This is a genomic window from Pelomonas sp. V22, from assembly GCF_030014915.1.
Taxonomy (GTDB): domain Bacteria; phylum Pseudomonadota; class Gammaproteobacteria; order Burkholderiales; family Burkholderiaceae_C; genus JAUASW01.
In genome coordinates, this window is sequence record NZ_JAGIXS010000001.1 from 468,071 (window position 1) to 492,151 (window position 24,081).

Annotated in this window: 21 protein-coding genes and 1 other RNA gene; 17 read left to right on the forward strand and 5 right to left on the reverse strand. The window is 66.0% G+C overall.

The genetic code is table 11. The features are described from left to right. Positions 1-16 precede the first annotated feature (16 nt). Entirely contained in the window at positions 17-1,006 is a 990-nt protein-coding gene (locus J7U46_RS02080) for a BMP family ABC transporter substrate-binding protein (RefSeq protein ID WP_282823164.1), read from the reverse strand. A 324-nt stretch (positions 1,007-1,330) separates the two neighbouring features. Here J7U46_RS02080 and J7U46_RS02085 point away from each other — a divergent pair, with 324 nt between their 5' ends. Genes J7U46_RS02085 through J7U46_RS02095 form a run of 3 tightly spaced genes read left to right on the forward strand, consistent with a single transcriptional unit; the run spans position 1,331 to position 5,329 of the window. Continuing rightward, complete coding sequence (locus J7U46_RS02085) at positions 1,331-1,591, forward strand: FeoA family protein (protein ID WP_282823165.1); 261 nt, start codon at positions 1,331-1,333, stop codon at positions 1,589-1,591. 6 nt (positions 1,592-1,597) lie between these two features. Beyond that, a complete protein-coding gene (locus tag J7U46_RS02090; protein ID WP_282823166.1) occupies positions 1,598-3,484 on the forward strand; it encodes a ferrous iron transporter B in 1,887 nt (628 codons plus the stop codon). A 39-nt stretch (positions 3,485-3,523) separates the two neighbouring features. Next, positions 3,524-5,329 carry a DUF885 domain-containing protein gene (locus tag J7U46_RS02095; RefSeq protein WP_282823167.1) on the forward strand — a complete coding sequence of 602 codons (1,806 nt, stop codon included), beginning with the start codon at positions 3,524-3,526 and terminating at the stop codon, positions 5,327-5,329. Positions 5,330-5,481: 152 nt separating this feature from the next. Here J7U46_RS02095 and ssrA read toward each other — a convergent pair. The 4 genes from ssrA to ompA form a co-directional block, all read right to left on the reverse strand. Further along, positions 5,482-5,854: a transfer-messenger RNA gene (ssrA, locus tag J7U46_RS02100) on the reverse strand. Positions 5,855-5,959: 105 nt separating this feature from the next. After that, entirely contained in the window at positions 5,960-6,655 is a 696-nt protein-coding gene (gene gph, locus J7U46_RS02105) for a phosphoglycolate phosphatase (RefSeq protein WP_282823168.1), read from the reverse strand. Beyond that, complete coding sequence (gene ubiG, locus J7U46_RS02110) at positions 6,652-7,356, reverse strand: bifunctional 2-polyprenyl-6-hydroxyphenol methylase/3-demethylubiquinol 3-O-methyltransferase UbiG (protein ID WP_282823169.1); 705 nt, start codon at positions 7,354-7,356, stop codon at positions 6,652-6,654. Before ubiG ends, gph begins: the two co-directional genes overlap by 4 nt. 113 nt (positions 7,357-7,469) lie before the next feature. After that, a complete protein-coding gene (gene ompA, locus J7U46_RS02115; protein ID WP_282823170.1) occupies positions 7,470-8,144 on the reverse strand; it encodes an outer membrane protein OmpA in 675 nt (224 codons plus the stop codon). Positions 8,145-8,414: 270 nt separating this feature from the next. Between ompA and gyrA the strand changes: the two genes are divergently transcribed. The 14 genes from gyrA (at position 8,415) to J7U46_RS02185 (ending at position 24,081) form a co-directional block, all read left to right on the forward strand. Beyond that, positions 8,415-11,066 (forward strand): DNA gyrase subunit A, encoded by a 2,652-nt coding sequence (gyrA, locus tag J7U46_RS02120; RefSeq protein ID WP_282823171.1) that lies wholly within the window; start codon positions 8,415-8,417, stop codon positions 11,064-11,066. A gap of 2 nt (positions 11,067-11,068) precedes the next feature. Then, complete coding sequence (locus J7U46_RS02125; protein WP_282823172.1) at positions 11,069-11,677, forward strand: DUF2059 domain-containing protein; 609 nt, start codon at positions 11,069-11,071, stop codon at positions 11,675-11,677. Between the two features lie 22 nt (positions 11,678-11,699). Further along, complete coding sequence (gene serC / locus J7U46_RS02130; protein WP_282823173.1) at positions 11,700-12,812, forward strand: 3-phosphoserine/phosphohydroxythreonine transaminase; 1,113 nt, start codon at positions 11,700-11,702, stop codon at positions 12,810-12,812. Continuing rightward, positions 12,805-13,914 (forward strand): prephenate dehydratase, encoded by a 1,110-nt coding sequence (gene pheA, locus J7U46_RS02135; RefSeq protein ID WP_282823174.1) that lies wholly within the window; start codon positions 12,805-12,807, stop codon positions 13,912-13,914. Before serC ends, pheA begins: the two co-directional genes overlap by 8 nt. Before the next feature lie 23 nt (positions 13,915-13,937). Then, on the forward strand, positions 13,938-14,825 hold the full coding sequence (locus J7U46_RS02140) for a prephenate dehydrogenase/arogenate dehydrogenase family protein (RefSeq protein ID WP_282823175.1): 888 nt from the start codon (positions 13,938-13,940) through the stop codon (positions 14,823-14,825). Between the two features lie 24 nt (positions 14,826-14,849). Then, complete coding sequence (locus J7U46_RS02145; RefSeq protein ID WP_282823176.1) at positions 14,850-16,874, forward strand: bifunctional 3-phosphoshikimate 1-carboxyvinyltransferase/cytidylate kinase; 2,025 nt, start codon at positions 14,850-14,852, stop codon at positions 16,872-16,874. A 149-nt stretch (positions 16,875-17,023) separates the two neighbouring features. Then, on the forward strand, positions 17,024-18,739 hold the full coding sequence (rpsA, locus tag J7U46_RS02150) for a 30S ribosomal protein S1 (RefSeq protein ID WP_282823177.1): 1,716 nt from the start codon (positions 17,024-17,026) through the stop codon (positions 18,737-18,739). 109 nt (positions 18,740-18,848) lie between these two features. Further along, the gene (locus tag J7U46_RS02155) at positions 18,849-19,157 is read left to right on the forward strand and encodes an integration host factor subunit beta (RefSeq protein ID WP_282823178.1); all 309 of its coding nucleotides are present in this window, start codon (positions 18,849-18,851) and stop codon (positions 19,155-19,157) included. A 29-nt stretch (positions 19,158-19,186) separates the two neighbouring features. Beyond that, positions 19,187-19,483, forward strand: a complete 297-nt coding sequence (locus tag J7U46_RS02160; RefSeq protein WP_282823179.1) for a LapA family protein — start codon at positions 19,187-19,189, stop codon at positions 19,481-19,483. Next, on the forward strand, positions 19,473-20,627 hold the full coding sequence (gene lapB / locus J7U46_RS02165) for a lipopolysaccharide assembly protein LapB (protein WP_282823180.1): 1,155 nt from the start codon (positions 19,473-19,475) through the stop codon (positions 20,625-20,627). The genes J7U46_RS02160 and lapB overlap by 11 nt, the downstream gene beginning before the upstream one ends. Beyond that, positions 20,627-21,409, forward strand: a complete 783-nt coding sequence (locus J7U46_RS02170; protein ID WP_282823181.1) for a glycosyltransferase — start codon at positions 20,627-20,629, stop codon at positions 21,407-21,409. The genes lapB and J7U46_RS02170 overlap by 1 nt, the downstream gene beginning before the upstream one ends. Next, complete coding sequence (locus J7U46_RS02175; protein WP_282823182.1) at positions 21,409-22,137, forward strand: glycosyltransferase family 25 protein; 729 nt, start codon at positions 21,409-21,411, stop codon at positions 22,135-22,137. Before J7U46_RS02170 ends, J7U46_RS02175 begins: the two co-directional genes overlap by 1 nt. A gap of 13 nt (positions 22,138-22,150) precedes the next feature. Continuing rightward, the gene (glf, locus tag J7U46_RS02180) at positions 22,151-23,260 is read left to right on the forward strand and encodes a UDP-galactopyranose mutase (RefSeq protein ID WP_282823183.1); all 1,110 of its coding nucleotides are present in this window, start codon (positions 22,151-22,153) and stop codon (positions 23,258-23,260) included. Beyond that, the gene (locus J7U46_RS02185; RefSeq protein ID WP_282823184.1) at positions 23,257-24,081 is read left to right on the forward strand and encodes a hypothetical protein; all 825 of its coding nucleotides are present in this window, start codon (positions 23,257-23,259) and stop codon (positions 24,079-24,081) included. The genes glf and J7U46_RS02185 overlap by 4 nt, the downstream gene beginning before the upstream one ends.

Genomic DNA, 24,081 nt, shown 5'->3' on the forward strand with positions numbered 1-24,081 from the left:
GCCAGAGCGCGTGCTATCAGTACTTGCAGGCGCCGTCGGCCATGTAGTCGGCCACCTTCACCTTGCCGGCGATGATGTCGGCCTTGTAGGCGTCGACCTTGGTCTTGAGCGCGGCGCTCACCAGCTTGGCGTTGTGCTGGTCCATGGCGTAGTCCACGCCGCCTTCCTTCAGGCCCAGCACCTGCACGCCGCCGGTCCAGCCCTTCAGCACGTTGTAAACGGCCACGTCCACGCGCTTGACCATCGAGGTCAGCATGGTGCCGGGTTGCAGGTGGTTCTGGTTGCTGTCCACGCCAATGGCCAGCTTGCCGGCATCCTTGGCGGCCTGATAGACGCCCGAGCCGGTGCCGCCGGCTGCGGCGAAGACCACGTCCGAGCCCTTGGCGAACTGGGCCTTGGCGAGCTCGCCGCCACGCGTGGGGTCGTTCCAGGCGGTGGAGGTGGTGCCGGTCATGTTGGAGAACACCTCGGCCTTGGGGTTCGCGACCTTGGCGCCTTGCTCGTAGCCACACTGGAACTTGCGGATCAGCGGAATGTCCATGCCGCCCACGAAGCCGACCTTGCCAGTCTTGCTCGACAGCACGGCCATGGCGCCAACGAGGAAGCTGCCCTCGTGCTCCTTGAACAGCACGGACTGCACGTTGGGTGCCTTCACTTCGGCATCGATGATGGCGAACTGGGTCTTGGGGAAGTCCTTGGCCACCTGCAGCAGGGCCGAGGCCTGGGCAAAGCCGATGGAGATGATGGGGCTGGCGCCACGCTCGGCCATGCGGCGGATCGCCTGCACGCGCTGGGTGTCGTTGCTGATCTCGAACTCGAGGTAGTTCTTGCCGGTTTCCTGCTTCCAGCGCTCCACGCCCCGGTAGGCCGACTCGTTGAACGATTTGTCGAACTTGCCACCCATGTCGAAGATCACCGCCGGGTCGGCCGCAGCCGGCAGGCTGGCAAACGCAGACAAGGCCATCGCGACCACGCCGAGACTGAACGAGGAGGACACAAGCTTCATGGGAATACCGATCTGGCTGTTGTGAAGGTGGCGCCTTGCCCGGCGCCTGCCGCTTTATATCGCGCCCTCGGGCCGGGCCCGAAGCTGCTTTGCCGGCATTTTAAGGAGCCGCAGTGTACAAGCAGCCTGCTGGAAATACTAAACGTTTGCGCCCCAGCATTGGCGCGTTTGCGCAAATTCTGAAAGCAGCTGCGGCGCATCCATTTGGGGAGGCTGATGCAGGCACCATTGCGGGGCGTCAAAGAACGTGCCGATTCAGGCACCCGACCAGGACAATGAGAATCAATCTCGTTTAAGATGCGCTTCATTGCTCTGCCCAAGCCCATGAAGCCCACCCACTCTCACACCACCCTGGCCGACGCCCAGATCGGCGCCGGCATGCTGGTCCATGCCGTCCAGGCACCGGCCGAAGCGCCGGAATGGGGCCCCTGGCTGGAGCAGATCGGCTTTGTGCCCGGCGAACCGGTGCGCCTGATGGCGCGGGCCGCACTGGGCGGCGACCCGCTGGTGGTGCGCATCGGCCATTCCACTTTCGCGTTGCGCAAGGCCGAGGCGGCCTGCATCAGCGTGCATGCCGCGACCTGAAGCGGCATGACACAGCACACCGCCCCCATCCACGTCCATCCGCCCGGCCTGCAACTGGCCCTGGTGGGCAACCCGAACTGCGGCAAGACCGCCCTCTTCAACCGCCTGACCGGCAGCCGCCAGAAGGTGGCCAACTACGCCGGCGTGACCGTCGAGCGCAAGGAAGGCCGCATCAAGACCAGCAGCGGCAAGCTGCTCCGCCTGCTCGACCTGCCCGGCACCTACAGCCTCTACCCGCGCTCGCCCGACGAGCGCGTGACCTGCGACGTGCTGGCCGGCCGCGCCAAGGGCGAGCGCCAGCCTGATCTGGTCGTCTGCGTGCTCGACGCCACCAACCTGCGCCGCAACCTGCGCCTCCTGATGGGCATCCAGCGCCTGGGCCTGCCCTGCGTGGTGGCCCTGAACATGGCGGACCTGGCAGCGCGACGCGGCATCCACATCGATGCCGAGGCGCTGTCGCGCAGCCTCGGTGTGCCCGTGATCAAGACCGTTGCCACCCACGGCGAAGGCATAGCCGAGCTGACCGCCGTGCTGGAGCAGCGCGACAACTGGCGCCCTCTGCAGATCTCGGGCATTGGCGGCCATGACCAGGTCGAACAGGCGGACCAGGCCCGCGTCAACAGCATCCTCGGCGAACTGGGCCTGGCAGCCCAAAGCAGCGAGCTGCCGAGCGACCGTGTGGACCGCTGGGTGCTGCATCCCGTTTTCGGGCCGGCGCTGCTGGCCGTGCTGCTCTTCCTGCTGTTCCAGGCCGTGTTCAGCTGGGCCGAGCCGCCCAAGGACCTGATCGAGGCCGGCGTGGCCTGGCTGGGCCATCAAGCCACGGCCCTGCTGCCCGACAACTGGCTGCGCAGCCTGCTGGTCGACGGCATCATTGCCGGCGCCGGCAGCGTGCTGGCTTTCCTGCCGCAGATCCTGATCCTGTTCTTCTTCATTCTCGTGCTGGAGGAGTCGGGCTATCTGCCTCGCGCCGCCTACCTGCTGGACCGCATGATGGGCTCGGTCGGCCTCTCGGGCCGCAGCTTCATCCCGCTGCTCTCGAGCTTTGCCTGCGCCATCCCCGGCATCATGGCCACGCGCTCCATCGCCAACCCGCGCGACCGCCTGGTGACGATCATGATCGCGCCGCTGATGACCTGCTCGGCCCGACTGCCCGTCTACGCCCTGCTGATCGGCGCCTTCATCCCGCAGCGCAGCCTCTGGGGCGGCATCGAGCTGCAGGGCCTGGTGCTCTTCGTCCTGTACCTGGCTGGCATCGTCGGCGCCATGGCCGTGGCCTGGGTGCTCAAGCGCTTCACGGGCGGCAAGCAGACCCGGCCGCTGATGATGGAGCTGCCCACCTACCACTGGCCGCATCCGCGCAACATCGCCATCGGCCTGTGGCAGCGGGCCGAGATCTTCCTGCGCCGCGTGGGCGGCATCATCCTCATCCTGACCATCGCGCTGTGGGCGCTGTCGAGCTTCCCGGGCGCGCCCGAAGGCGCCACTGGCGCCCCCATCCAGTACAGCATCGCCGGCTGGCTGGGGCGCGGCCTGGCCGTGATCTTCGAGCCGATCGGCTTCAACTGGCAGATCAGCCTCGCCCTGGTACCAGGTCTTGCCGCCCGCGAGGTGGCGATCAGCGCGCTGGGCACGGTCTACGCGCTCTCCTCCACCGCCGAAGACGCGGCCCAGGCCCTGAGCCCCTTGATCGCGCAGAGCTGGAGCCTGCCCACGGCGCTCTCGCTGCTGGCCTGGTATGTGTTCGCGCCGCAATGCATGGCCACGCTGGCCGCCGTCAAGCGCGAGACCGGCGGCTACCGCATGCCGCTGATCATGGCGGGCTATCTGTTCGGCCTCGCCTACTTCGCTGCCTTCGTGACCTACCGGGTGAGTGGCTGGCTGCTGGGTTGATGCCGCTATGCTGCCGGGCTTCGAGGAGACAAGAAGCCCATGCCCAAGAACAATTTCATCCGTACCGCCCTGACCACAGCCGGCCTGCTGGCCGCGCTGACACTGGGCGCCGCCCCTGCAGTCCAGGCCGCCACGCCAGCCAAAGCGAGCGCCAGCGAGGCCGAGGCGCAAGACCCGGCCTTCAATCGACTGAGGCATCAGTTCATCGAAGCGCTGTGGCAGGTCGACCCGGATGCCGCGCTCTACGCCGGCCGCTACGAGCAAGCCACCAAGCTGCCCCTGCCAGACGCGGCAACGCGGGCGCGGCAACTGGCTTTCGCAGAAGACTGGCTCCAGCGCTTTGCCGCCGTTGAAGAAGCGAAGCTCACCGTCAACCAGCGCACCGATCTGGCCCAGTTGCGCAACAAGCTTGAGTCCGACCGTTTCTACCTCGCCACCTTCCGCGAGTTCGAATGGAACCCGGCCGGCTACGGCGTGGCTGGCGCACTGGACCTGATGCTCAGCACCGACTACGCGCCGCTGCCCAAGCGCCTGCGCGCGCTGTCCGAGCGCATTGCCAGCATCCCGGCCTACTACCTCGCCACCCAGGCCAGCATCAAGCACCCGACGCTGGAGCACACGCAACTGGCCATCCGGCAGGCACCGGGCAATGTGAGCGTGCTGGACGACGTGGCCAAGGCCGGCCAGGCCGCCAAGGCCCTGAAGCCGGCCGAGAAGGCCTTGCTGGCCGAGCGCATCGCCGCTGCCAAGGCCGCGATCAACGGTCAGGTCGACTTCCTCAAGGGCATAGAGAAGAACCTGCTCGCCAACCCGGCCAGCGCCCGCTCCTTCCGCATTGGCGCGGCCCTGTACGAGCCCAAGTTCAAACTCGACATCCAGTCCGGCCGCACGGCCGAGCAGACCTACGAGAAGGCCCTGGCCGCACGCGAGCAACTGCTGGCGCAGATGGACCAGCTCGCCGACCAGCTCTGGACCAAGACCCTCGGCGACGCGCCCAAGCCCGCCGACCGCACCGCCAAAGTCGGCCAGGTCATCGCCAAGCTCAGCGAGCGCCACGTGGCCCGCGCCGATTTCTTCAAGGAAATCCGCCGCCAGATCCCGGTGCTGCAGGACTGGGTGATCAAGCACGACCTGCTCACCATGGACGCCAAGAAGCCCCTGGTGGTGCGCGAAACGCCGGTTTACCAGCGCGGCGTGGCCGGCGCCGGCATCGAGGCCCCCGGCCCCTACCGCCCGCAGGACCGCACCTACTACAACGTGACGCCGATGGACGACATCAGCGACGCGCAAGCCGAGAGCAATCTGCGCGAATACAACCACTGGATGCTGCAGATCCTCAACATCCACGAGGCCATTCCTGGCCACTACACGCAACTGGTCTACGCCAACAAGTCGCCTTCGCTGGTGAAGGCCTTGTTCGGCAACGGCGCCATGGTCGAAGGCTGGGCCGTGTTCAGCGAACGCCTGATGCTGGAGAGCGGCTACGGCGGCAACGAGCCCGAGATGTGGCTGATGTGGTGCAAGTGGAACCTGCGCAGCGTCACCAACACCATCCTCGACTACAGCGTGCACGTGAAGGGCATCAGCGAAGCCGAGGCCCTGGACATGCTGATCCGCCAGGCCTTCCAGACCGAACAGGAAGCCCGCGAAAAATGGCGCCGCGTGCAACTCAGCTCGGTGCAACTGACCAGCTACTTCTCAGGCTACAGCGAGATCATGGAACTGCGCGAAGCCCGCAAGGCCCAGCTCGGCGACAAGTTCAAGGTCAAGGGATTCAATGAGCAGTTCCTGAGTTATGGGAGTGCGCCGGTGCATGTGATCAGGGAGCTGATGATGCGGCGCTGATCGCACCGGCTGCACGCCGCCGCTCTCGGACGGGGGTTCAATTCCCCGGCTCACCCGAACTGCGCAGCAGCAGCAAGGCAAGCAAAGAAAAAGGCCCAAGTTGCTATCAACTTGGGCCTTTCGCACTCTTGTGCATCTCGCTGATGCTTGTTTGGTGGAGCCGGGGGGAATTGAACCCCCGTCCGTCAGCCATCACCGGGCAGATCTACATGCTTAGCCTTCTGATTTGAATCTCGCGGTCAACTCGCGCATGGGCACGCTAGCTTTCCCGCCAGTCACTGAATCTCGTCCCCTGCCGAGTGACCCGGCAAGGAACCAGCCAATGTGAGTGACTTCTCAGCTTTCGGTCTTGCGACTTGAGCCCGGCCCATTGGCCAACCGTTGAGAAGCTCATCTGCAATTAAGCAGCGAGTGCGAACGTAGAGTCGTTTGCAGTTACTTTGTTTCCAGATGGATTTACGAGGTGACTGGTCCTCGGCATGCCCCACTCCGGATCCGCACCCACGTCGAAACCTGGTCGGCCCCAGAAGACTGCAGATTATGCCAGTTGGTCGAAGTTCAAGACCCCGCCTTGCATATTTATGCAGAGCGGCGGCCAAGAATAACCATCAGGATATGCGCCAGATTCACTCAAGCGCGCAGCCAGCGCAGCAGCTCGGCGGGCGTGTGAGCGATCAGGTCGGCGCCCCAGTCCTCGATGGCCTCGCCCTGCCCCAGGTAGCCCCAGGACACAGCCACCGTCTGCATGCCGGCGGCGCGGCCGGCCAGGATGTCGCGGTGGTCGTCGCCCACGTAGATGCAGTGCTCGGGTGCCACGCCGGCGCGGCGTGCGGCTTCCAGGAGCGGCGCCGGGTGGGGCTTGGTGTGCGGCGTGGTGTCGCCGCCAATCACGGCCGCGGCTCGCACAGCGAGGCCGAGGCCGGCGGTCAGGGGCAAGGCAAAGCGTTCGGACTTGTTGGTGACGATGCCCCAGGCGAGGCCATCGGCCTCCAGCGCGTCCAGCAATTCAGGGACACCAGCAAAAGCCTGGGTCTGCTGTAACAAACGCAGTTCGTAGCGGTCGAAGAACTCGGCTTTCAGAGCCTCGAAGCGCGGGTCTTGCGGCGTGCACTGGAAGGCCAGGCCCATCATGCCGCGCGCACCGGCGCCGACCATGGGGCGCAGGTAGTCCACCGGCAGGGCCGGCAGGCCGCGCGCCAGCAGCATCTCGTTGGTGGCGCCGGCCAGGTCGGGGGCGCTGTCGACCAGGGTGCCGTCCAGGTCGAACAGCACGGCACGCAGCGCAGAGCCCAGGGCGGGCTTGTTCATCGCCATCACCGCGCTCATGCGGGTCTGCGCAGGGCCAGCAGGTAGTTGACGTCGGTGTCGGTGCCCAGGCTGTAGTGCTGGGTCAGCGGGTTGAAGCTCAGACCTTTGCTGCTGTGCAGCTCCAGGCCAGCGTTGCGGCAGTACTGGGCCAGTTCGCTGGGCTTGATGAAGCGGGCGTATTCATGCGTGCCGGCCGGCAGCATCTTCAACACGTATTCCGCGCCGACGATGGCCAGCATGAAGGACTTGAGGTTGCGGTTCAGCGTCGACATGAACACCCAGCCGCCCGGTTTGACGAGCGTTGCGCAGGCCTGCACCACGGAAGCGGGGTCGGGCACATGCTCCAGCATTTCCATGCAGGTCACCACGTCGAAACTGGCGGGCTGCTCAGCGGCCAGCGCCTCGACGGCGACCTCGCGGTAGTCCACGCCTTCGGTGCCGGCTTCCATCGCGTGAAGCTGGGCCACCTTGAGCGGCTTGGTCGAGAGGTCGATGCCCAGGACCTGGGCTCCCTTGCGGGCCATCGAATCGGCGAGGATGCCACCGCCGCAGCCCACATCCAGGGCTCTCAGGCCAGCGAGCGGGCACAGGCCGTCGATCCAGGCCAGGCGCAGCGGGTTGATCTGGTGCAGCGGTTTGAACTCGCTCTCGGGATCCCACCAGTGGTGGGCCAGCTCGCCGAATTTGGCCAGCTCTTGGGGGTCGGCATTGATCGTCATGGCGGGCGCAATCGTAGCGGATGGCGGAAAGTAAAAAGCCCCGCCGGGGCGGGGCTTTGTCGAACCTCCCAGGGGAGGTTTGAGACTCGGCGAACCGAGTGCTCAGCGAGTGCTTAGCGGTTGCGCGTGCCGACCACTTCGATCTCGACGCGGCGGTTCTTGGCGCGACCTTCAGCGGTCTTGTTGTCGGCCACGGGCTGCTTCTCGCCCTTGCCTTCGGTGTAGACGCGGTTCTTCTCGACACCCAGGCCCGTCAGGAAGGCCTTGACGGCTTCCGAGCGGCGGACCGACAGCTTCTGGTTGTACTCGTCGCTACCGACGCTGTCGGTGTGGCCGACGGCGATGATGACTTCGAGGTTGATGCCCTTGGTCTTGCTGACCAGGTCTTCCAGCTTGGACTTGGCTTCGGGCTTCAGGACAGCCTTGTCGAAGTCAAAGAAGGCGTCAGCAGCGAAGGTGACCTTTTCGCTGACCGGAGCGGCCGGGGCGACAGGAGCAGGCTTCGGAGCCGGTGCGGGAGCTGGGGCCGGTGCAGGAGCGGGGGCCGGTGCAGGAGCCGGTGCGGCGACCGGAACGGGCTTGGGAGCGCCGTCGCAATCCTTGGCGGCGGTGGCCGGCGTCCAGAAGTTGTTGCGCCAGCAATATTCGTTGGTGCCGTTCTTCCAGACGGTACCGTCGGTGGCGCGCCAGTTGTCGATCACCTGCGGTGCCGAAGCTTGAGCGAATGCACCGGAACTGGCGACAAGAGCGACTGCGAAGAGCGACGCCACGCGATTCAATTTCTTCATGATTCTCCTCTCAAGGAATGCCGCAGTGACCCTGCGAGAATGCCCATACACGGGGATTGAAACCTAAGCAGAACACCGCACATGCGGGTTTCTCCCAGGGACTCAACGATTGTGCCATAGGGCACTTGTCCGCCTGCATTGTGGCGCCCCGGCGCTGGGCGCTGCCGCACCATTGTTGCGCAGGTACTACAGCGCGGCGCGAATAGAATCTGCGCTTCCGAATCCATAGCATCTCGGCCCGCCCGCAAGGGTGCGAGCCGCGCCCAGCGCATGACCCAGTTCGCCAAGGAAACACTGCCCATCAGCCTTGAAGAGGAGATGCGCCGCTCTTACCTCGACTACGCCATGAGCGTGATCGTTGGGCGCGCCCTACCCGATGCTCGCGACGGCCTGAAGCCGGTGCATCGCCGCGTGCTGTTCGCGATGAACGAGATGGGCAACACCTACAACGCCAAGTACCGCAAGTCGGCACAGGCGGTCGGTGAAACCATGGGTAAATATCACCCGCACGGCGACTCGGCGATTTACGACACCATCGTGCGGATGGCCCAGCCATTCAGCCTGCGCCACATGCTGATCGACGGCCAGGGTAATTTCGGCTCCATCGACGGCGATAACGCGGCGGCGATGCGATATACCGAAATTCGCCTCGACAAAATCGCCCACGAATTGCTGGCCGACATCGACAAGGAAACCGTCGATTTCGGGCCGAACTACGACGGCAGCCACAAGGAACCGCTGGTTCTGCCGACGCGGCTCCCGAACCTGCTGGTCAATGGCTCCTCCGGCATTGCCGTGGGCATGGCCACCAACATCCCGCCGCACAACCTGAATGAGGTCGTCGACGCCTGCCTGCATTCGCTGAAGAACCCGGACTGCTCGATCGACGAGCTGATGGAAATCATCCCGGCACCCGACTTCCCGACTGCCGGCATCATCTACGGCATCAATGGCGTGCGTGATGGCTACCGCACCGGCCGTGGCAAGGTGGTGATGCGCGCCAAGGTGCACTTCGAGGACATCGACAAGGGCGCGCGCCAGGCCATCATCGTTGACGAGATTCCGTATCAAGTTAACAAGAAGACGCTGCTGGAGCGCATAGCCGAGCTGGTCCACGAGAAGAAGATCGAGGGCATCAGCCACATCCAGGACGAGTCGGACAAGTCCGGCATGCGCGTCGTCATCGAGCTGAAGCGCGGCGAGGTGCCCGAGGTTGTCCTGAACAACCTCTACAAGCAGACGCAGCTGCAGGACAGCTTCGGCATGAACATGGTGGCGCTGATCGACGGCCAGCCCAAGCTGTGCAACCTGAAGGACCTGATCACGGTCTTCCTGGAGCACCGCCGCGAGGTGGTGACCCGCCGCACGATTTTCGAGCTCCGCAAGGCCCGCGAGCGCGGCCATGTGCTGGAAGGCCTGGCCGTTGCGCTGGCCAACATCGACGAGTTCATCGAGACCATCAAGACCTCGCCGACGCCGCCGGTGGCCAAGACGGCGCTGATGAGCAAGAGCTGGGATTCGTCCCTGGTGCGCGAGATGCTGAGCCGCGCCGAAGGCGGCAGCCTGGCCTACCGCCCGGAAGGCCTGCCCGCCGCCTATGGCATGCAGGACGACGGCCTCTACCGCCTCTCGGAAGACCAGGCCAGCGAAATCCTGCAGATGCGTCTGCAGCGCCTGACCGGCCTTGAGCAGGACAAGATCGTCGCCGAGTACAAGGACGTGATGGCCCAGATCGCCGATCTGCTGGACATCCTGGCCACACCGGCCCGCGTGACGACCATCATCAGCGAAGAGCTGGTGCAGGTGAAGCTGGAGTTCGGCCAGACCAAGCTGGGCGCCCGCCGCAGCGTGATCGAGCACAACGCGCAGGAGCTCGGCACCGAAGACCTGATCACGCCCACCGACATGGTGGTCACGCTCTCGCACACCGGCTACATCAAGAGCCAGGCGCTGAGCGAGTACCGCGCGCAGAAGCGCGGCGGCCGCGGCAAGCAGGCCACGCAGACCAAGGAAGACGACTGGGTCGACCAGCTCTTCATCGCCAACACGCACGACTGGATCCTGTGCTTCTCCAACCGCGGCCGCGTCTACTGGCTGAAGGTCTGGGAAGTGCCGCAGGGCTCGCGCAACTCGCGCGGCAAACCCATCGTCAACATGTTCCCGCTGCAGCAGGACGAGAAGATCACCGTCGTGCTGCCCCTGACCGGCGAGTTCCGCAGCTTCCCTGAAGATCACTTCATCTTCATGGCCACGGCCATGGGCACGGTCAAGAAGACTTCCTTGAAGGACTTCAGCAACCCGCGCAAGGCCGGCATCATCTCGGTGGACCTGGATGAAGGCGACCACCTGATCGGTGCCGCGCTGACCGATGGCAAGCACGACGTGATGCTGTTCAGCGACGGCGGCAAGGCCGTGCGCTTTGACGAAGACGATGTGCGCCCGATGGGCCGCACCGCCCGCGGCGTGCGCGGCATGATGCTCGAACCCGATCAGCGCCTGATCGCGATGCTGGTAGCCGAAGACGAAAACCAGAGCGTGCTGACCGCCACCGAAAATGGCTACGGCAAGCGCACCGCCATCACCGAGTACACGCGCCACGGTCGTGGCACCAAGGGCATGATCGCGATCCAGCAGAGCGAGCGCAACGGCCGCGTCGTGGCCGCCACGCTGGTCCATCCGGACGACGAAATCATGCTGATCACCGACAAGGGCGTGCTGGTGCGCACCCGCGTCTCCGAGATCCGCGAGCTGGGCCGCGCCACGCAAGGCGTGACCCTGATCGCGCTGGACGACGGCGCGAAGCTGTCGGGCCTGCAGCGCATCGTCGAGAACGATGCGAACGAGCAAGGCGCCTACGCCGAGGGCAGCGAAGCCGATGGCACCGACAACACCGCCGGCGACGACGCCTCCACCAAGGAATGAACTTGATCAACAAGCACACGCTGGCCGCCCTGGCCCTCGCCGCCTGCGCTGGCTTGGCCAACGCACAAGCCACGCCGGCCTCGGCTGCGGCTCCGACGGCTGCCAAGAAGGACTTGATCGCCAAGCTGATCGCCATCCAGACCGGCAACGCCGAGGGCCTCGCCAAGACCCTGGTCGCTGCGCCGCTGGGCCCCATGGGCCAGGAAGTGCGCATCGCCATGCAGCAAGTGCCTGTCGAGAAGCGCGAGGCCGTGGGCAAGGCCATTGATGCCGAGGTCAAGAAGTTCGGCGACGAGTCCGTGCCCCTGGTCAAGGAGCGCATCGTCAAGGTGGCGCCCGAGGTCATCGGCAAGTCGCTGGACGAGAAGTTCAACGAGGACGAGCTGCGCCAACTGGTCGCATGGCTGGAATCGCCGCTGGCGAAGAAGTTCGATGCCGTCAGCCCCGAGATGGGCCGAGCATTGCAGGAGCGACTGTTGGCCGACATGGGGCCCACGCTCAACACCAAGCTCAGCACGCTGCGCAACAACATCGTCAAGCACCTGGGCCTGACGCCGCCACCGCAGTCCGCAGCGCCAGCAACGGCTAACAAGCCCGCTGCAAAGAAGTAACCCGCGCCCTCCGCCGCAGCCAATGAGCCAACCCCGCCCGTTCAACTTCTCCGCCGGCCCCGCCACCCTGCCCGAAGCCGTGCTGCAACGGGCGGCCGAGGAGATGCTGAACTGGCAAGGCTCAGGCATGGGCGTGATGGAGATGAGCCATCGCGGCCGCGAGTTCATCTCGATCTACGAGCAGGCCGTGGGCGACCTGCGCGAGCTACTGCAGGTACCGACGAACTTCCGCATCCTCTTCATGCAGGGCGGCGGCCTCGGCGAGAACGCCATCGTGCCCATGAACCTGAGCCGAGGTGGCGTGGTTGATGCCGTCGTCACCGGCTCCTGGTCCAAGAAGAGCGCCCAGGAGGCGCGCCGCTATGCCGAGGTGCGCATCGCCGCCTCGAATGCCGACGATCAGCACCGCAGCCTGCCCGCGCCCGCGAGCTGGGCGCTCAGCAAGAGCGCGAGCTATGTGCATGTCTGCAGTAACGAGACCATCGACGGCATCGAGTTCCACGAGCTGCCCGACCTGAAGGCGCTGGGCAGCGACGCATCGCTAGTGATCGACTTCTCCTCGCATGTGCTTTCGCGCCCCGTCGACTGGGCGCGTGTGGGCCTCGCCTTTGGCGGTGCGCAGAAGAACATCGGCCCTGCCGGCCTCACCATCGTCGTGGTGCGGGAGGACCTGCTCGGCCATGCCTTGCCGATCTGCCCCTCGGCCTTCGACTACAAGACCGTGGCCGAAGCGGATTCGATGTTCAACACGCCGCCCACCTATTCGATCTACATCGCCGGCCTGGTGTTCCAGTGGCTGAAGGCTTTCAGCTACGCCGGCAAGAGCGGCCTGGCCGCTATCGAGCAGCGCAACATCGACAAGGCCACCCTGCTCTACAGCACGCTGGATGCGTCTGGTCTCTACGAAAACCGCGTGGCGGCGAACTGCCGCTCGCGCATGAATGTTCCGTTCTACCTTCGCGACGAGCGACTGAACGACGCCTTCCTCACCGGAGCGAAGGCGCGCGGATTGCTGCAACTCAAAGGCCACAAGTCGGTGGGAGGCATGCGTGCATCGATCTACAACGCCCTGCCGCTGGAAGGCGTGCAGGCGCTGTGCACCTACCTGAAAGACTTTGAGGCTCAAAATGGCTGAGGGCGCACCTGCCACCCCCGACCCGGCGCTGCTGGCGCTGCGCGACAAGATCGACGCGGTCGATCGTGAACTGCTGGACCTCGTCAACAAGCGCGCCGCGCTGGCGCAAGAGGTTGGCGAACTGAAGAAAAAGGAAGGCTCGGTGGTGTTCCGCCCCGAGCGCGAGGCGCAAGTGATCGACGGGCTCAAGACCCGCAATCCCGGCCCGCTGCGCGGCGAATCGGTGGCACCGATCTGGCGCGAGATCATGTCGGCCTGCCGCTCGCTCGAGACGCCCACGCGCGTGGCCTATCTCGGCCCGGCCGGCACCTTCTCGGAGCAGGCGGCGCTCGGCTTCTTCGGCACCTCCATCGTGCAAGTGCCCTGCACCAGCATCGACGAAGTGTTCCGCACCACCACGGCCGGCGCGGCCGACTTCGGCGTGGTGCCGGTCGAGAACTCGACCGAAGGCGTTGTCGCCCGCTCGCTCGACCTGTTCCTGACCACACCACTGTTCATCATTGGCGAGACCAGCCTGTTCGTGCGCCACAACTTGCTGCGCAAGGAGAACTCGCTGGAAGACATCCAGGCGGTCTGCGCCCATCCGCAGGCGCTGGCTCAGTGCCATGGCTGGCTGTCCACGCACCTGCCGCATGCAGAGCGCCGCCCGGTCTCCAGCAATGCCGAAGGCGCACGCCTCGCGGCACTGGACAAGCGCCTGGCCGCCGTGGCGAGCGAGCGCGCCGGCAGCGAGTACGGCCTGCACATCGTGGCGCCGGCCATCCAGGACGACGCCCACAACCGCACCCGTTTCGCCATCGTTACCCACCCGGACCGCCACCCGGCGCCAAAGGCCTCGGGCCACGATTGCACCAGCCTCGTGGTCTCGGTGACCAACAAGCCCGGCGCGGTGCACGACATGCTGGTGCCCTTGAAGGAGCATGGCGTCTCGATGTCGCGCTTCGAATCGCGCCCGGCGCGTTCGGGCCAGTGGGAGTACTACTTCTACATCGACCTGCAGGGCCACCCCGAGCAGCCGAACATGGCGCAAGCGCTGCGCGAGTTGCGCGCCGTCTGCGCCTACTTCAAGCTGCTGGGCACCTATCCTCTGGACGTGCATTGAGCGCAGCAGCAAGGCAGTAAGCAATGTTCAACCAGCTCGGCGTCATCGGTTGCGGTTTGATGGGCGGCTCGTTCGCGCTGGCCCTCAAGAAGGCCGGCCTGGTCAAGCGCGTGGTGGGCTACAGCAAGTCGCCCTCCACCACCGAGACCGCCAAGCGCATGGGCGTGATCGACGTGGCCGCCGAATCGGCACTCCTCGCCGTCTCGGGCTCCGACATCGTGCTGATCTCCGTGCCGGTCTCGGCCACCGAGCCCACGCTGAAGGCCATCCGCCACCTGGTCACGCCGGGCACGCTCTTCATGGACGTGGGCTCGACGAAGGTCGATGTGGTCGAGGCGGCGCGCCGTGTGCTCGGCGACAAGATGGCCAGCTTCGTGCCGGCGCACCCGATTGCCGGCAAGGAATCGGGCGGCATCCAGCATGCCGAGGCCGGGCTCTACCAGGGCCGCCAGGTCATCCTGACACCGCTGCCCGAGACCCTGCCCACGCTGGTGCAACGCGCCACCGATGCCTGGTCGGCGATGGGCACGCAGGTGCTCAAGATGACGCCGGAGAACCACGACGCCGCCTTTGCTGCCGTCAGCCACCTGCCGCATCTGCTGGCCTTTGCCTACTACCAGTCGGTGGCCAGGCAGCCGGCTGGCCGCGATTTCCTCAGCCTGGCCGGGCCGGGCTTCCGCGACTTCACCCGCATCGCCGCCAGCGAACCCACCGTCTGGCGCGACATCCTCATGGCCAACCGGGCCGAGGTGCTGAAGCAGTCTCGCGCCTTCCGCAAGGCGCTGGACCGGCTCGAAACCCTGATCGTCAGCGGCAACGCGAGCGGCCTGGAGGAGATGATCCGCCAGGTCTCCGAGGACCGCAGCCAATGGCAGATGGGCCAGCTGACCGCCCCGCGCTCGCAGCGCTAGGCCCCCTCTTTTCGTTTCCCGTTCATGTTCAAGATTCCATTCCTCGACCTGCCGCCGCTGCGTTCGGCTGCCGGCACGGTGCGCCTGCCGGGCTCCAAGAGCATCTCCAACCGCGTATTGCTGCTGGCTGGCCTCTCGGAAGGCCAGACCCTGGTCCATGACCTGCTGGATTCCGACGACACGGCCGTGATGCTGGCCTCCTTGAAGCAGTTGGGCTGCGAGCTGGAGCAGGTGGCCGGCGGGCCCTTGAAGGTGACTGGCATCGGCGCTCAGTTGCGCACCAAGGAGGCCCAGCTCTTCCTCGGCAACGCCGGCACCGCGATGCGGCCGCTCACGGCTGCGCTCGCCCTGCTGGCCGCCACGCAGGGCGGCAGCTTCGAGCTCTCCGGCGTGCCGCGCATGCATGAGCGGCCCATCGGCGACCTGGTCGACGCACTGCGCGGCCTGGGCTGCGAGATCGCCTGCCTGGGCAACGAGGGCTATCCGCCGCTGCGACTGACGGGCTCGTCCAAGCTGACGCTCTCCGAGCCGGTGCGCGTGCGCGGCGATGTGTCGAGCCAGTTCCTCACGGCGCTGCTGCTGGCCCTGCCCCTGGTGGCCGAGCAGGACATCCACATCGACGTGATCGGCGAGCTGATCTCCAAGCCCTACATCCACATCACGCTGGAGCTGTTGAAGCGCTTCGGCATCGAGGTGCGCCGCGAAGGCTGGCAGCGCTTCACCATTCCGGCTGGCAGCCGCTACCGCTCGCCCGGCGAGATCCATGTGGAGGGCGATGCCTCGTCGGCCTCCTACTTCGTGGCCCTGGGCGCCATTGCGGCCACGGGCGAGCCGATCCGCGTCGAAGGCGTGGGCAGCGCCTCGCTGCAGGGCGACGTGCGCTTCATCGAAGCGGCCGAGGCCATGGGCGCCGTGGTGCGTGCCGAGGCCAATGCCGTCGAAGTGAAGCGCGGCGCCTGGCCGCTGAAGGCGCTGGACCTGGACTGCAACCACATTCCCGACGCCGCCATGACGCTGGCCGTGATGGCGCTCTATGCCAACGGCCCCTCCACCTTGCGCAACATCGCCAGCTGGCGCGTCAAGGAGACCGACCGCATCGTGGCCATGGCCACCGAGCTGCGCAAGCTGGGCGCCGAGGTCGAAGAAGGGCCGGACTGGCTGCGCGTGCATCCGCTGCGCGACTGGCAGCCGGCCGCCATCCACACCTACGACGACCACCGCGTCGCCATGTGCTTCTCGCTGGCGGCCTTCAATGGTCTTGTCACCGAGGCCACCGTGCCGGTGCGCATCCTCGAGCCGCAATGCGTGGCCAAAACCTTCCCGGACTACTTCGAGACGCTGTTCGAGGTGGTCACGGCCCGGCCCGAAGACATTCCGGTGATCACCATCGACGGCCCCACGGCTTCCGGCAAGGGCACGCTGGCCGACGTGGTCGCCCATGAGCTCGGCTACTGGGTGCTGGACTCCGGTGCGCTGTATCGCGCCACCGGTCTGGCTGCCCGCCGTGCCGGCATCGACCTGGACGAGCCCGAGGCCGTGGCCACCGTCGCCGCCCAGTTGGACCTGCATTTCGCCAAGGGCCGCGTCTGGCTGGCCGGCGAGGACATCACCGAGGCCCTGCGCGAGGAAGCCTCGGGCCTCGCTGCCTCCCAGGTGGCCGCCCACGCGCCGGTGCGGGCCGCCCTGAACGAGCTGCAGCTCGATTTCCGCCGCGTGCCGGGCCTGGTGGCCGATGGCCGCGACATGGGCTCCATGGTCTTCCAGGACGCGCCGCTGAAGGTTTTTCTCACCGCCAGCGCCTCCACGCGGGCCGAGAGAAGGCATAAGCAATTGATTGCTAAGGGAATTTCGGCTAATATCGCGGGCTTGCGTGAGGACTTGGAAGCACGTGACGCCCGCGACAAAGGTCGTACAGCGTCGCCGCTACAGGCCGCCGCAGACGCGCTGAAGCTCGACAACTCGGCCCAGACCATTGAGGAATCAAGGGATCTGGTGCTCAGCTGGTGGGCCGAAGCCAGGCCGTTCAAGGGTTCAGCGTTGAACCAGTGAGCAGCCGGCCGCAAGGCCAAACCGGGCCCGCCGCCCTTCCTCTCGAACGTCAGTTCACCGAGGGCGGCGAACTCATCAACCTAACCCCGCAAGCTCTGCTTGCAACCGCCGCCCGTCAAACGCCTTGTCAGGTCGGCACAGGAAACACAATGTCCCAAACCCAAACCGCCCAAGCCTCCGGCATGGAATCGTTCGCAGCCCTCTTCGAGGAATCGCTGCAAAAAGCTGACATGCGTTCCGGCGAGGTCATCTCGGCCGAAGTCGTCCGTGTCGAGCACAACTTCGTCGTGGTCAACGCCGGCCTGAAGTCCGAAGCGTATGTGCCCATCGAAGAATTCAAGAACGACCAGGGCGAGCTCGAAGTCAACGTCGGCGACTTCGTGTCGGTGGCCATCGACGCCATCGAAAACGGCTACGGCGACACCATCCTGTCGCGCGACAAGGCCAAGCGTCTGGCCTCGTGGCTGTCGCTGGAAACCGCACTGGAGTCGGGCGACTTCGTGACCGGTACCGTGTCGGGCAAGGTCAAGGGCGGCCTGACCGTCCTCGTGAACGGCATCCGCGCCTTCCTGCCGGGTTCCCTGCTGGACACGCGTCCGGTCAAGGACATGAGCCCGTACGAAGGCAAGACCATGGAATTCAAGGTCATCAAGCTGGACCGCAAGCGCAACAACGTCGTGTTGTCGCGCCGCGCTGTGGTCGAAGCTTCGATGGGCGAAGAGCGCGCCAAGCTGCTCGAGACGCTGTCCGAAGGCGCCATCGTCAATGGCGTGGTCAAGAACATCACCGAATACGGTGCGTTCGTTGACCTGGGCGGCATCGACGGCCTGCTGCACATCACCGACATGGCATGGCGCCGTGTCCGTCACCCGTCGGAAGTCGTGACGGTTGGCCAGGAACTGACCGCCAAGGTCCTGAAGTTCGACGCCGAGAAGAACCGCGTCTCGCTGGGCCTGAAGCAGCTGGGCGATGACCCGTGGTTCGGCGTTGCTCGCCGCTACCCGACCAGCACCCGCCTGTTCGGCAAGGTCACGAACATCGCCGACTACGGCGCGTTCGTTGAAATCGAGCCGGGCATCGAAGGTCTGGTGCACGTGTCCGAAATGGACTGGACCAACAAGAACATCGCTCCTTCGAAGATCGTCTCCCTGGGCGACGAAGTCGAAGTCATGGTCCTGGAAATCGACGAAGACAAGCGTCGCATCTCCCTGGGCATGAAGCAGTGCAAGGCCAACCCGTGGGAAGAGTTCGCTGAGAACGTCAAGCGCGGCGACCGCGTCAAGGGCCCCGTCAAGTCGATCACCGACTTCGGCGTGTTCGTTGGCCTGGCTCAAGGCATCGACGGTCTGGTGCACCTGTCCGACCTGTCGTGGCAAGAAACTGGCGAAGCTGCCGTGCGCAACTTCAAGAAGGGCCAGGAAGTCGAAGCCATCGTGCTGGCCGTGGACGTCGAGCGCGAGCGCATCTCGCTGGGCATCAAGCAGCTGGACAGCGACCCGTTCACCACCTACACCTCGGTCAATGACCGTGGCATGTCGGTGACCGGCAAGGTCAAGACGGTCGACGCCCGTGGCGCCGAGATCGAACTGGCTGACGACGTGCTGGGCTACCTGCGCGCTTCGGAAATCTCGCGCGACCGCGTTGAAGATGCCCGCAACGTGCTAAAGGAAGGCGACGAAGTCACCACCATCATCGTCAACGTGGATCGCAAGACCCGCAACATCCAGCTGTCGATCAAGGCCAAGGACAACGCTGACCAGCAGGAAGCCATGCAGCGCCTGTCGGCCACGTCGGAGCGTGAGAACGCCGGCACGACGAGCCTGGGCGCCCTGCTGCGCGCCAAGCTGGACAACAACAACGGCTAAACTGTGACCCAACCGGCAACCCTCCGGGGTTGCCGCTGGTGACCGCCGCAGGCTCGCCACTCGATGAGGGTGCGAGCCTGTTTTTTTGCCAACACCACAAGAACATCCCATGACCCGATCCGACCTCGCCGCTCTCCTGGCCGACCGCTTTCCCCAGCTGACGCAGCGCGACACCGAGTTCGCCGTCAAGACCATCCTGGACGCCATGTCCGACGCGCTGGCCCGCGGCCACCGCATCGAGATCCGCGGCTTCGGCAGCTTCCAGGTCAACCGCCGCCCGCCCCGCATGGGCCGCAATCCGCGCAGCGGCGAGCAGGTGCTGATCCCCGAGAAGCTGGTGCCCCATTTCAAGCCCGGCAAGGCCCTGCGCGAAGCCGTGGACGCCCAGCCGCCCAAGACTGATTTCGCTGACGAATGACACCGGGCCGCGCCTAGAATCGCCGCCTGATGCGCTTGATCACCTGGCTCCTGCGAGCCTTCCTCTTCTTCGCCCTGTTCGCCTTCGCGCTGAACAACCAGCAGGACGTTGCCGTGCGCTGGTTCTTCGGCCACGAATGGCATGCGCCCCTGGTCATCGTGGTGCTGCTGGTGTTCGGCCTCGGCTGCGCCATCGGCGTGCTGGCCATGGTGCCGGCCTGGTGGCGGCACCGCCGCCTGGCGCGCCGCCAGCAAGACCTGGCCCCGGCCGCCCAGCCGAGCGGCGATTCCCTGAACCACTCCCCCCTGCCCCGCGATGGACTTTGACCTGCGCTGGCTGCTGATCGCCATGCCCGTGGCCTTCGCGCTGGGCTGGCTGGCCTCGCGCCTCGATGTACGCCAGTTGAAGCGCGAGCAGCGCGACGCGCCCAAGGCCTACTTCAAGGGACTGAACCTGCTCTTGAACGAGCAGCAGGACAAGGCCATCGACGCCTTCATCGAGGCCGTGCAGCTGGACCCCGACACCTCGGAGCTGCACTTCGCCCTCGGCAACCTGTTCCGCCGCCGCGGCGAATACGAGCGTGCCGTGCGCGTGCATCAGCACCTGCTGCAGCGCGGCGACCTGCCGGCCCATGAGCGCGACCGCGCCCAGCATGCGCTGGCGCAAGACTTCCTGAAGGCCGGCCTGTTCGACCGGGCCGAAGAAGCATTCCGGGCCTTGAGCGGCAGCCGCTTCGAGACCGAGGCCGAGCTGGCCCTGCTGTCGCTTTATGAGCGCTCGCGCGAATGGCGCAAGGCCGCCGACGTGGCCCGCCATCTGGAGCAGATGGGTACCGGCTCGTTCAGCAGCCGCATCGCCCATTTCCTGTGCGAACTGGCCCTCGAGGCCCAGGCCCGTCAGCAGGACGAGGAGGCCCAGAAACTGCTGGCCGAAGCCCGCAAGCTCGCGCCGCAGGCGGCCCGCGCCCATGTGCTGGCCGGCCAGATGCTGGCGCGCCGCCAACAGCCCGAGCAGGCCATGGCCGCCTATGCCGAGCTGCTGGCCTCCAACGCCGAAGCCTTCAACCTGGTGGCCAAGGACTATGCCGAGGCCGCGAAGGCGAGCGGCCTGCCCGAGCTGACCGAGCGCGCCCTGGACACGCTCAGCGCCCGCTACCAGCGTGCACCCAGCCTGCAACTGTTGCAGGCCATCTCCCTGCTGGATACCGAGCCCAGCCGCCAGCGCGAGCGCCTGCTGCGCCACCTGCGCGAGCAGCCCATGCTCTCCGCCGCCAAGCTGCTGCTGCAAGGCGGCCCGCTGCAGGGCGACACCGAGCAGGCCCTGGTCAGCACAGCGCTGGAGCGCGCCAGCCGGCCCCTGCAGCGCTACCGCTGCGCGGCCTGCGGCTTCGAGGCCCAGCACTACTTCTGGCAGTGCCCCGGTTGCCTGACCTGGGACTCCTACCCGCCACGCCACGTCGAAGAACTCTGATGACGACTCCCACCCTCCCCTCGCAGGAAGCGCCCGGCGTCGTGGCTCCAGACCGCGTCATCCTTTGCATGAAATGGGGCACGAAGTACGGCCCCGAGTACGTGAACCGGCTTTACGCCATGGTGCGCCGTCACCTGCGTGGCGAGTTCCGTTTCGTCTGCCTGACTGACCGCACCGAAGGCATACGCAGCGAGGTCGAATGCTTCCCGATTCCAAGCCTGGAGCTGCCCGCCGGCAGCCCGGAGCGCGGCTGGACCAAGCTGACCACCTTCAGCACCGAGCTGGTCGAGTCCTACGGCCTCAAAGGCACGGCCCTGTTCCTCGATCTCGACGTGGTCATCGTCGGCGACATCACGCAGTTCTTCTACGTGCCCGGCGAGTTCCTGATCATTCACGACTGGAAGCGCCCCTGGCGAATCACCGGCAACTCCTCGGTCTACCGCTTCGAGCTGGGCCGCCATCCGGAGGTGCTGGTCAAGTTCCGCGCCGAGTTCGACGCCATCCGCCAGAAGTTCCGCAACGAGCAGGCCTACCTGTCGGACGAGATGCAGGCCAAGGGCATGCTGAGGTACTGGGACGAAGCCTGGTGCGCCAGCTACAAGTACCACTGCATCCCGCGCTGGCCCACGAACTACTTCCGCGCGCCCTTCATCCCCAAGGACGCCCGCATCCTGATCTTCCACGGCGTGATGAACCCGCCCGACGCGCTGGCAGGCCGCAGCAACGGCAACTGGCGCCATGCCAAGCCCGCGCCCTGGATTGCCGATCACTGGCACGAGTGATGCTCCCCATCCTGTATGTGAACCTGGACCGGGACGCTGTACGCAGGCAGCGCATGGAGGCCGAGTTCGCCGGGCTGGGCCTGGCCGCTGAGCGATTCCCGGCCACGCTGTGGACAGCGCTGACGGACGCCGAACAATCACGTTATTACTCGCCCGAACTCAACACACAGCGATTCCACAAGCCCCTGGTCAATGGCGAGAAGGGCTGCTACGCCAGCCATCTGCGCGCCTGGCAATGGCTGCTCGACTCGCCGCATGCCGCCCTGGTCGTGCTGGAGGACGACGTCAAGCTCAAGCCCGAGTTCGGCGCGGTGGTGGAGGCCATTGCTGCCTTGCCTGCAGGCTGGGACATGGTCAAGCTGCTCGGCCGTCCCGCCACCGGCAAGCGCGAGAAGCTGCGTGGCCAGCGGCCTTTGACGGCGAGCAGCCAGCTCGTTGACTACGCCCGCATCCCCAGCTTGACGGCCGGCTATGTGATCAGCCGCAGCGGCGCCGAGAAGCTCGTCAAGAGCCGCCTGCCCTTCGGCCGCCCCATCGACGTGGACCTGCGCCACTTCTGGGAGAACGGCCTGGTCATCCAGGGCATCGAGCCGGCGGCCATCGAACTGGACGAGACCAGTTTCGAGAGCAGCATCGGCGACAAGCCCAAGGGCGGCCTGGCCGCGCGCTGGCGCAAGTTCCGCCACAAGGCGGCTTATTCCTTCCTCAACCGCTTGCACTCACGCTGAGCGGAGCACTCGCATGAACAACCCTGCCCGCAAGAACTACGACCACCTGATCGTCGGCGCCGGCTTCGCCGGCTCGGTCTGCGCCCGCATGCTGGCCGAGGCCGGCCGCAAGGTGCTGCTGATCGACCGCCGCGACCACTTCGGTGGCAATGCCTACGACCGGGTCGACGAGCATGGCGTGCTGATCCACCCCTACGGCCCGCACATCTTCCATACCAACAGCAAGCGCGTGTTCGAGTTCCTCTCGCGCTTCACCGACTGGCGCTTCTACGAGCACCGCGTGCTGGCCCAGGTCGGCGAGCAACTGCTGCCCATCCCGATCAACCGCACGACCATCAACAAGCTCTACGGCCTCAGCCTCACGGGCGACGAGGTGCAGGCCTACCTTGACAGCGTGCGCCAGCCCCGCAGCCCGCTCGCCACCAGCGAGGACGTGGTGCTGAACTCGGTCGGCCCCGACCTCTGCGACAAGTTCTTCCGTGGCTACACCAAGAAACAATGGGGCCTCGACCTGAGCGAGCTTTCGGCCGGCGTCGCGGCGCGCATCCCGACCCGCAATGACGACGACGACCGCTACTTCGGCGACAGCTTCCAGTTCATCCCTGCAGCAGGCTATGGCCGCATGTTCGAGCGCATGCTGGACCACCCCGGCATCGAGCTTCGGCTGAACTGCGACTTCCGCGAGCTGCGTGCCGAGCCGCCGGCCGAGCACATCGTCTACACCGGCCCCATCGACGCCTTCTTCGACCATTGCCATGGCCCGCTGCCCTACCGCAGCCTGCGCTTCGATCACCAACATCTGGCCGATGTCGAGCAGTTCCAGCAGGTCGGCACGGTCAACTATCCGAACGACCACGACTACACGCGCATCACCGAGTTCAAGCACCTGACCGGGCAACAGCACGCCGGCACGTCCATCGTGCGCGAGTACCCGCAGGCCGAGGGCGACCCCTACTACCCGATCCCGAGGCCCGAGAACGAGGCGCTCTACAAGCGCTATGCCGAGCTGGCCGAACAGCAGCAGGGCGTGACCTTCGTGGGCCGCCTGGCGCAGTACCGCTACTACAACATGGACCAGATCGTCGCCACGGCGCTGAAGGCCTGCGAGGAGATCCTGGCATGAACGCGCCATCGATCCGCCGCAAGAACCTGGTGATCCTGCGCGCCGGCGATGCTTCGCTGCACCGCGGCTGGATCGCCGATGCGAACCGCGACTTCGACCTCTTCATCAGCTACTACGGCAAGCAGCAAGGCCTGCACCAGGCCGATGCCGAGTACTACGAGCATCGCCCGGGCCCGAAGTGGTCCTGCATTGCCGACTTGATGGCCGAGCACGCCTCGCTGATCGACCAGTACGACGCCTTCTGGTTCCCCGATGACGACCTGGCCGCCACCACCGAGACGCTGAACCGCATGTTCGCGCTCTTCCATGGCTTTGGCCTGAGCCTGGCCCAGCCGGCCCTGACGCACGACTCCTACTACAGCTGGGACACGTTGCTGCAACGGCCCGAGTACGTGCTGCGCCACGTCGGCTTCGTCGAGGTGATGGCGCCGCTGTTCGACCGCGTGGCCTTGAAGGTCTGCCTCAAGACCTTTGGCGAAAGCCGCAGCGGCTGGGGGCTGGACTTGGTCTGGCCCAAGCTGGTCGGCAAGGGCCGCCGCGACGCCGTCGCCATCCTCGACGCGACGCCGGTCAAGCACACACGGCCGCTGGGTGGCGACCTCTACAAGAACAACCCCGAGCTCAACCCGCAGCGCGATGTCGAGAAGCTGCTCGCGCAATACGGCATGGAGTCGCAGCGGGCCACCAGCAAGTACGAGCTGCATGGCGGCATCGCCCGGGTGCAGCCGAGTTGGGGTGAGCGCCTGAGCCTGTGGCTGCGCCAGCTCAATGCGCAGCGGCGCATGCGCCGCACCCGCAAGCAGTCGGCCAGCGGCGGCTGA

Coding starts and splice junctions, on each gene's coding strand:
- J7U46_RS02080 (WP_282823164.1), bottom strand. CDS start 1,006: ATGAAGCTTGTGTCCTCCTCGTTCAGTCTCGGCGTGGTCGCGATGGCC.
- J7U46_RS02085 (WP_282823165.1), top strand. CDS start 1,331: ATGAAGCCCACCCACTCTCACACCACCCTGGCCGACGCCCAGATCGGC.
- J7U46_RS02090 (WP_282823166.1), top strand. CDS start 1,598: ATGACACAGCACACCGCCCCCATCCACGTCCATCCGCCCGGCCTGCAA.
- J7U46_RS02095 (WP_282823167.1), top strand. CDS start 3,524: ATGCCCAAGAACAATTTCATCCGTACCGCCCTGACCACAGCCGGCCTG.
- gph (WP_282823168.1), bottom strand. CDS start 6,655: ATGAGCGCGGTGATGGCGATGAACAAGCCCGCCCTGGGCTCTGCGCTG.
- ubiG (WP_282823169.1), bottom strand. CDS start 7,356: ATGACGATCAATGCCGACCCCCAAGAGCTGGCCAAATTCGGCGAGCTG.
- ompA (WP_282823170.1), bottom strand. CDS start 8,144: ATGAAGAAATTGAATCGCGTGGCGTCGCTCTTCGCAGTCGCTCTTGTC.
- gyrA (WP_282823171.1), top strand. CDS start 8,415: ATGACCCAGTTCGCCAAGGAAACACTGCCCATCAGCCTTGAAGAGGAG.
- serC (WP_282823173.1), top strand. CDS start 11,700: ATGAGCCAACCCCGCCCGTTCAACTTCTCCGCCGGCCCCGCCACCCTG.
- pheA (WP_282823174.1), top strand. CDS start 12,805: ATGGCTGAGGGCGCACCTGCCACCCCCGACCCGGCGCTGCTGGCGCTG.
- J7U46_RS02140 (WP_282823175.1), top strand. CDS start 13,938: ATGTTCAACCAGCTCGGCGTCATCGGTTGCGGTTTGATGGGCGGCTCG.
- J7U46_RS02145 (WP_282823176.1), top strand. CDS start 14,850: ATGTTCAAGATTCCATTCCTCGACCTGCCGCCGCTGCGTTCGGCTGCC.
- rpsA (WP_282823177.1), top strand. CDS start 17,024: ATGTCCCAAACCCAAACCGCCCAAGCCTCCGGCATGGAATCGTTCGCA.
- J7U46_RS02155 (WP_282823178.1), top strand. CDS start 18,849: ATGACCCGATCCGACCTCGCCGCTCTCCTGGCCGACCGCTTTCCCCAG.
- J7U46_RS02160 (WP_282823179.1), top strand. CDS start 19,187: ATGCGCTTGATCACCTGGCTCCTGCGAGCCTTCCTCTTCTTCGCCCTG.
- lapB (WP_282823180.1), top strand. CDS start 19,473: ATGGACTTTGACCTGCGCTGGCTGCTGATCGCCATGCCCGTGGCCTTC.
- J7U46_RS02170 (WP_282823181.1), top strand. CDS start 20,627: ATGACGACTCCCACCCTCCCCTCGCAGGAAGCGCCCGGCGTCGTGGCT.
- J7U46_RS02175 (WP_282823182.1), top strand. CDS start 21,409: ATGCTCCCCATCCTGTATGTGAACCTGGACCGGGACGCTGTACGCAGG.
- glf (WP_282823183.1), top strand. CDS start 22,151: ATGAACAACCCTGCCCGCAAGAACTACGACCACCTGATCGTCGGCGCC.
- J7U46_RS02185 (WP_282823184.1), top strand. CDS start 23,257: ATGAACGCGCCATCGATCCGCCGCAAGAACCTGGTGATCCTGCGCGCC.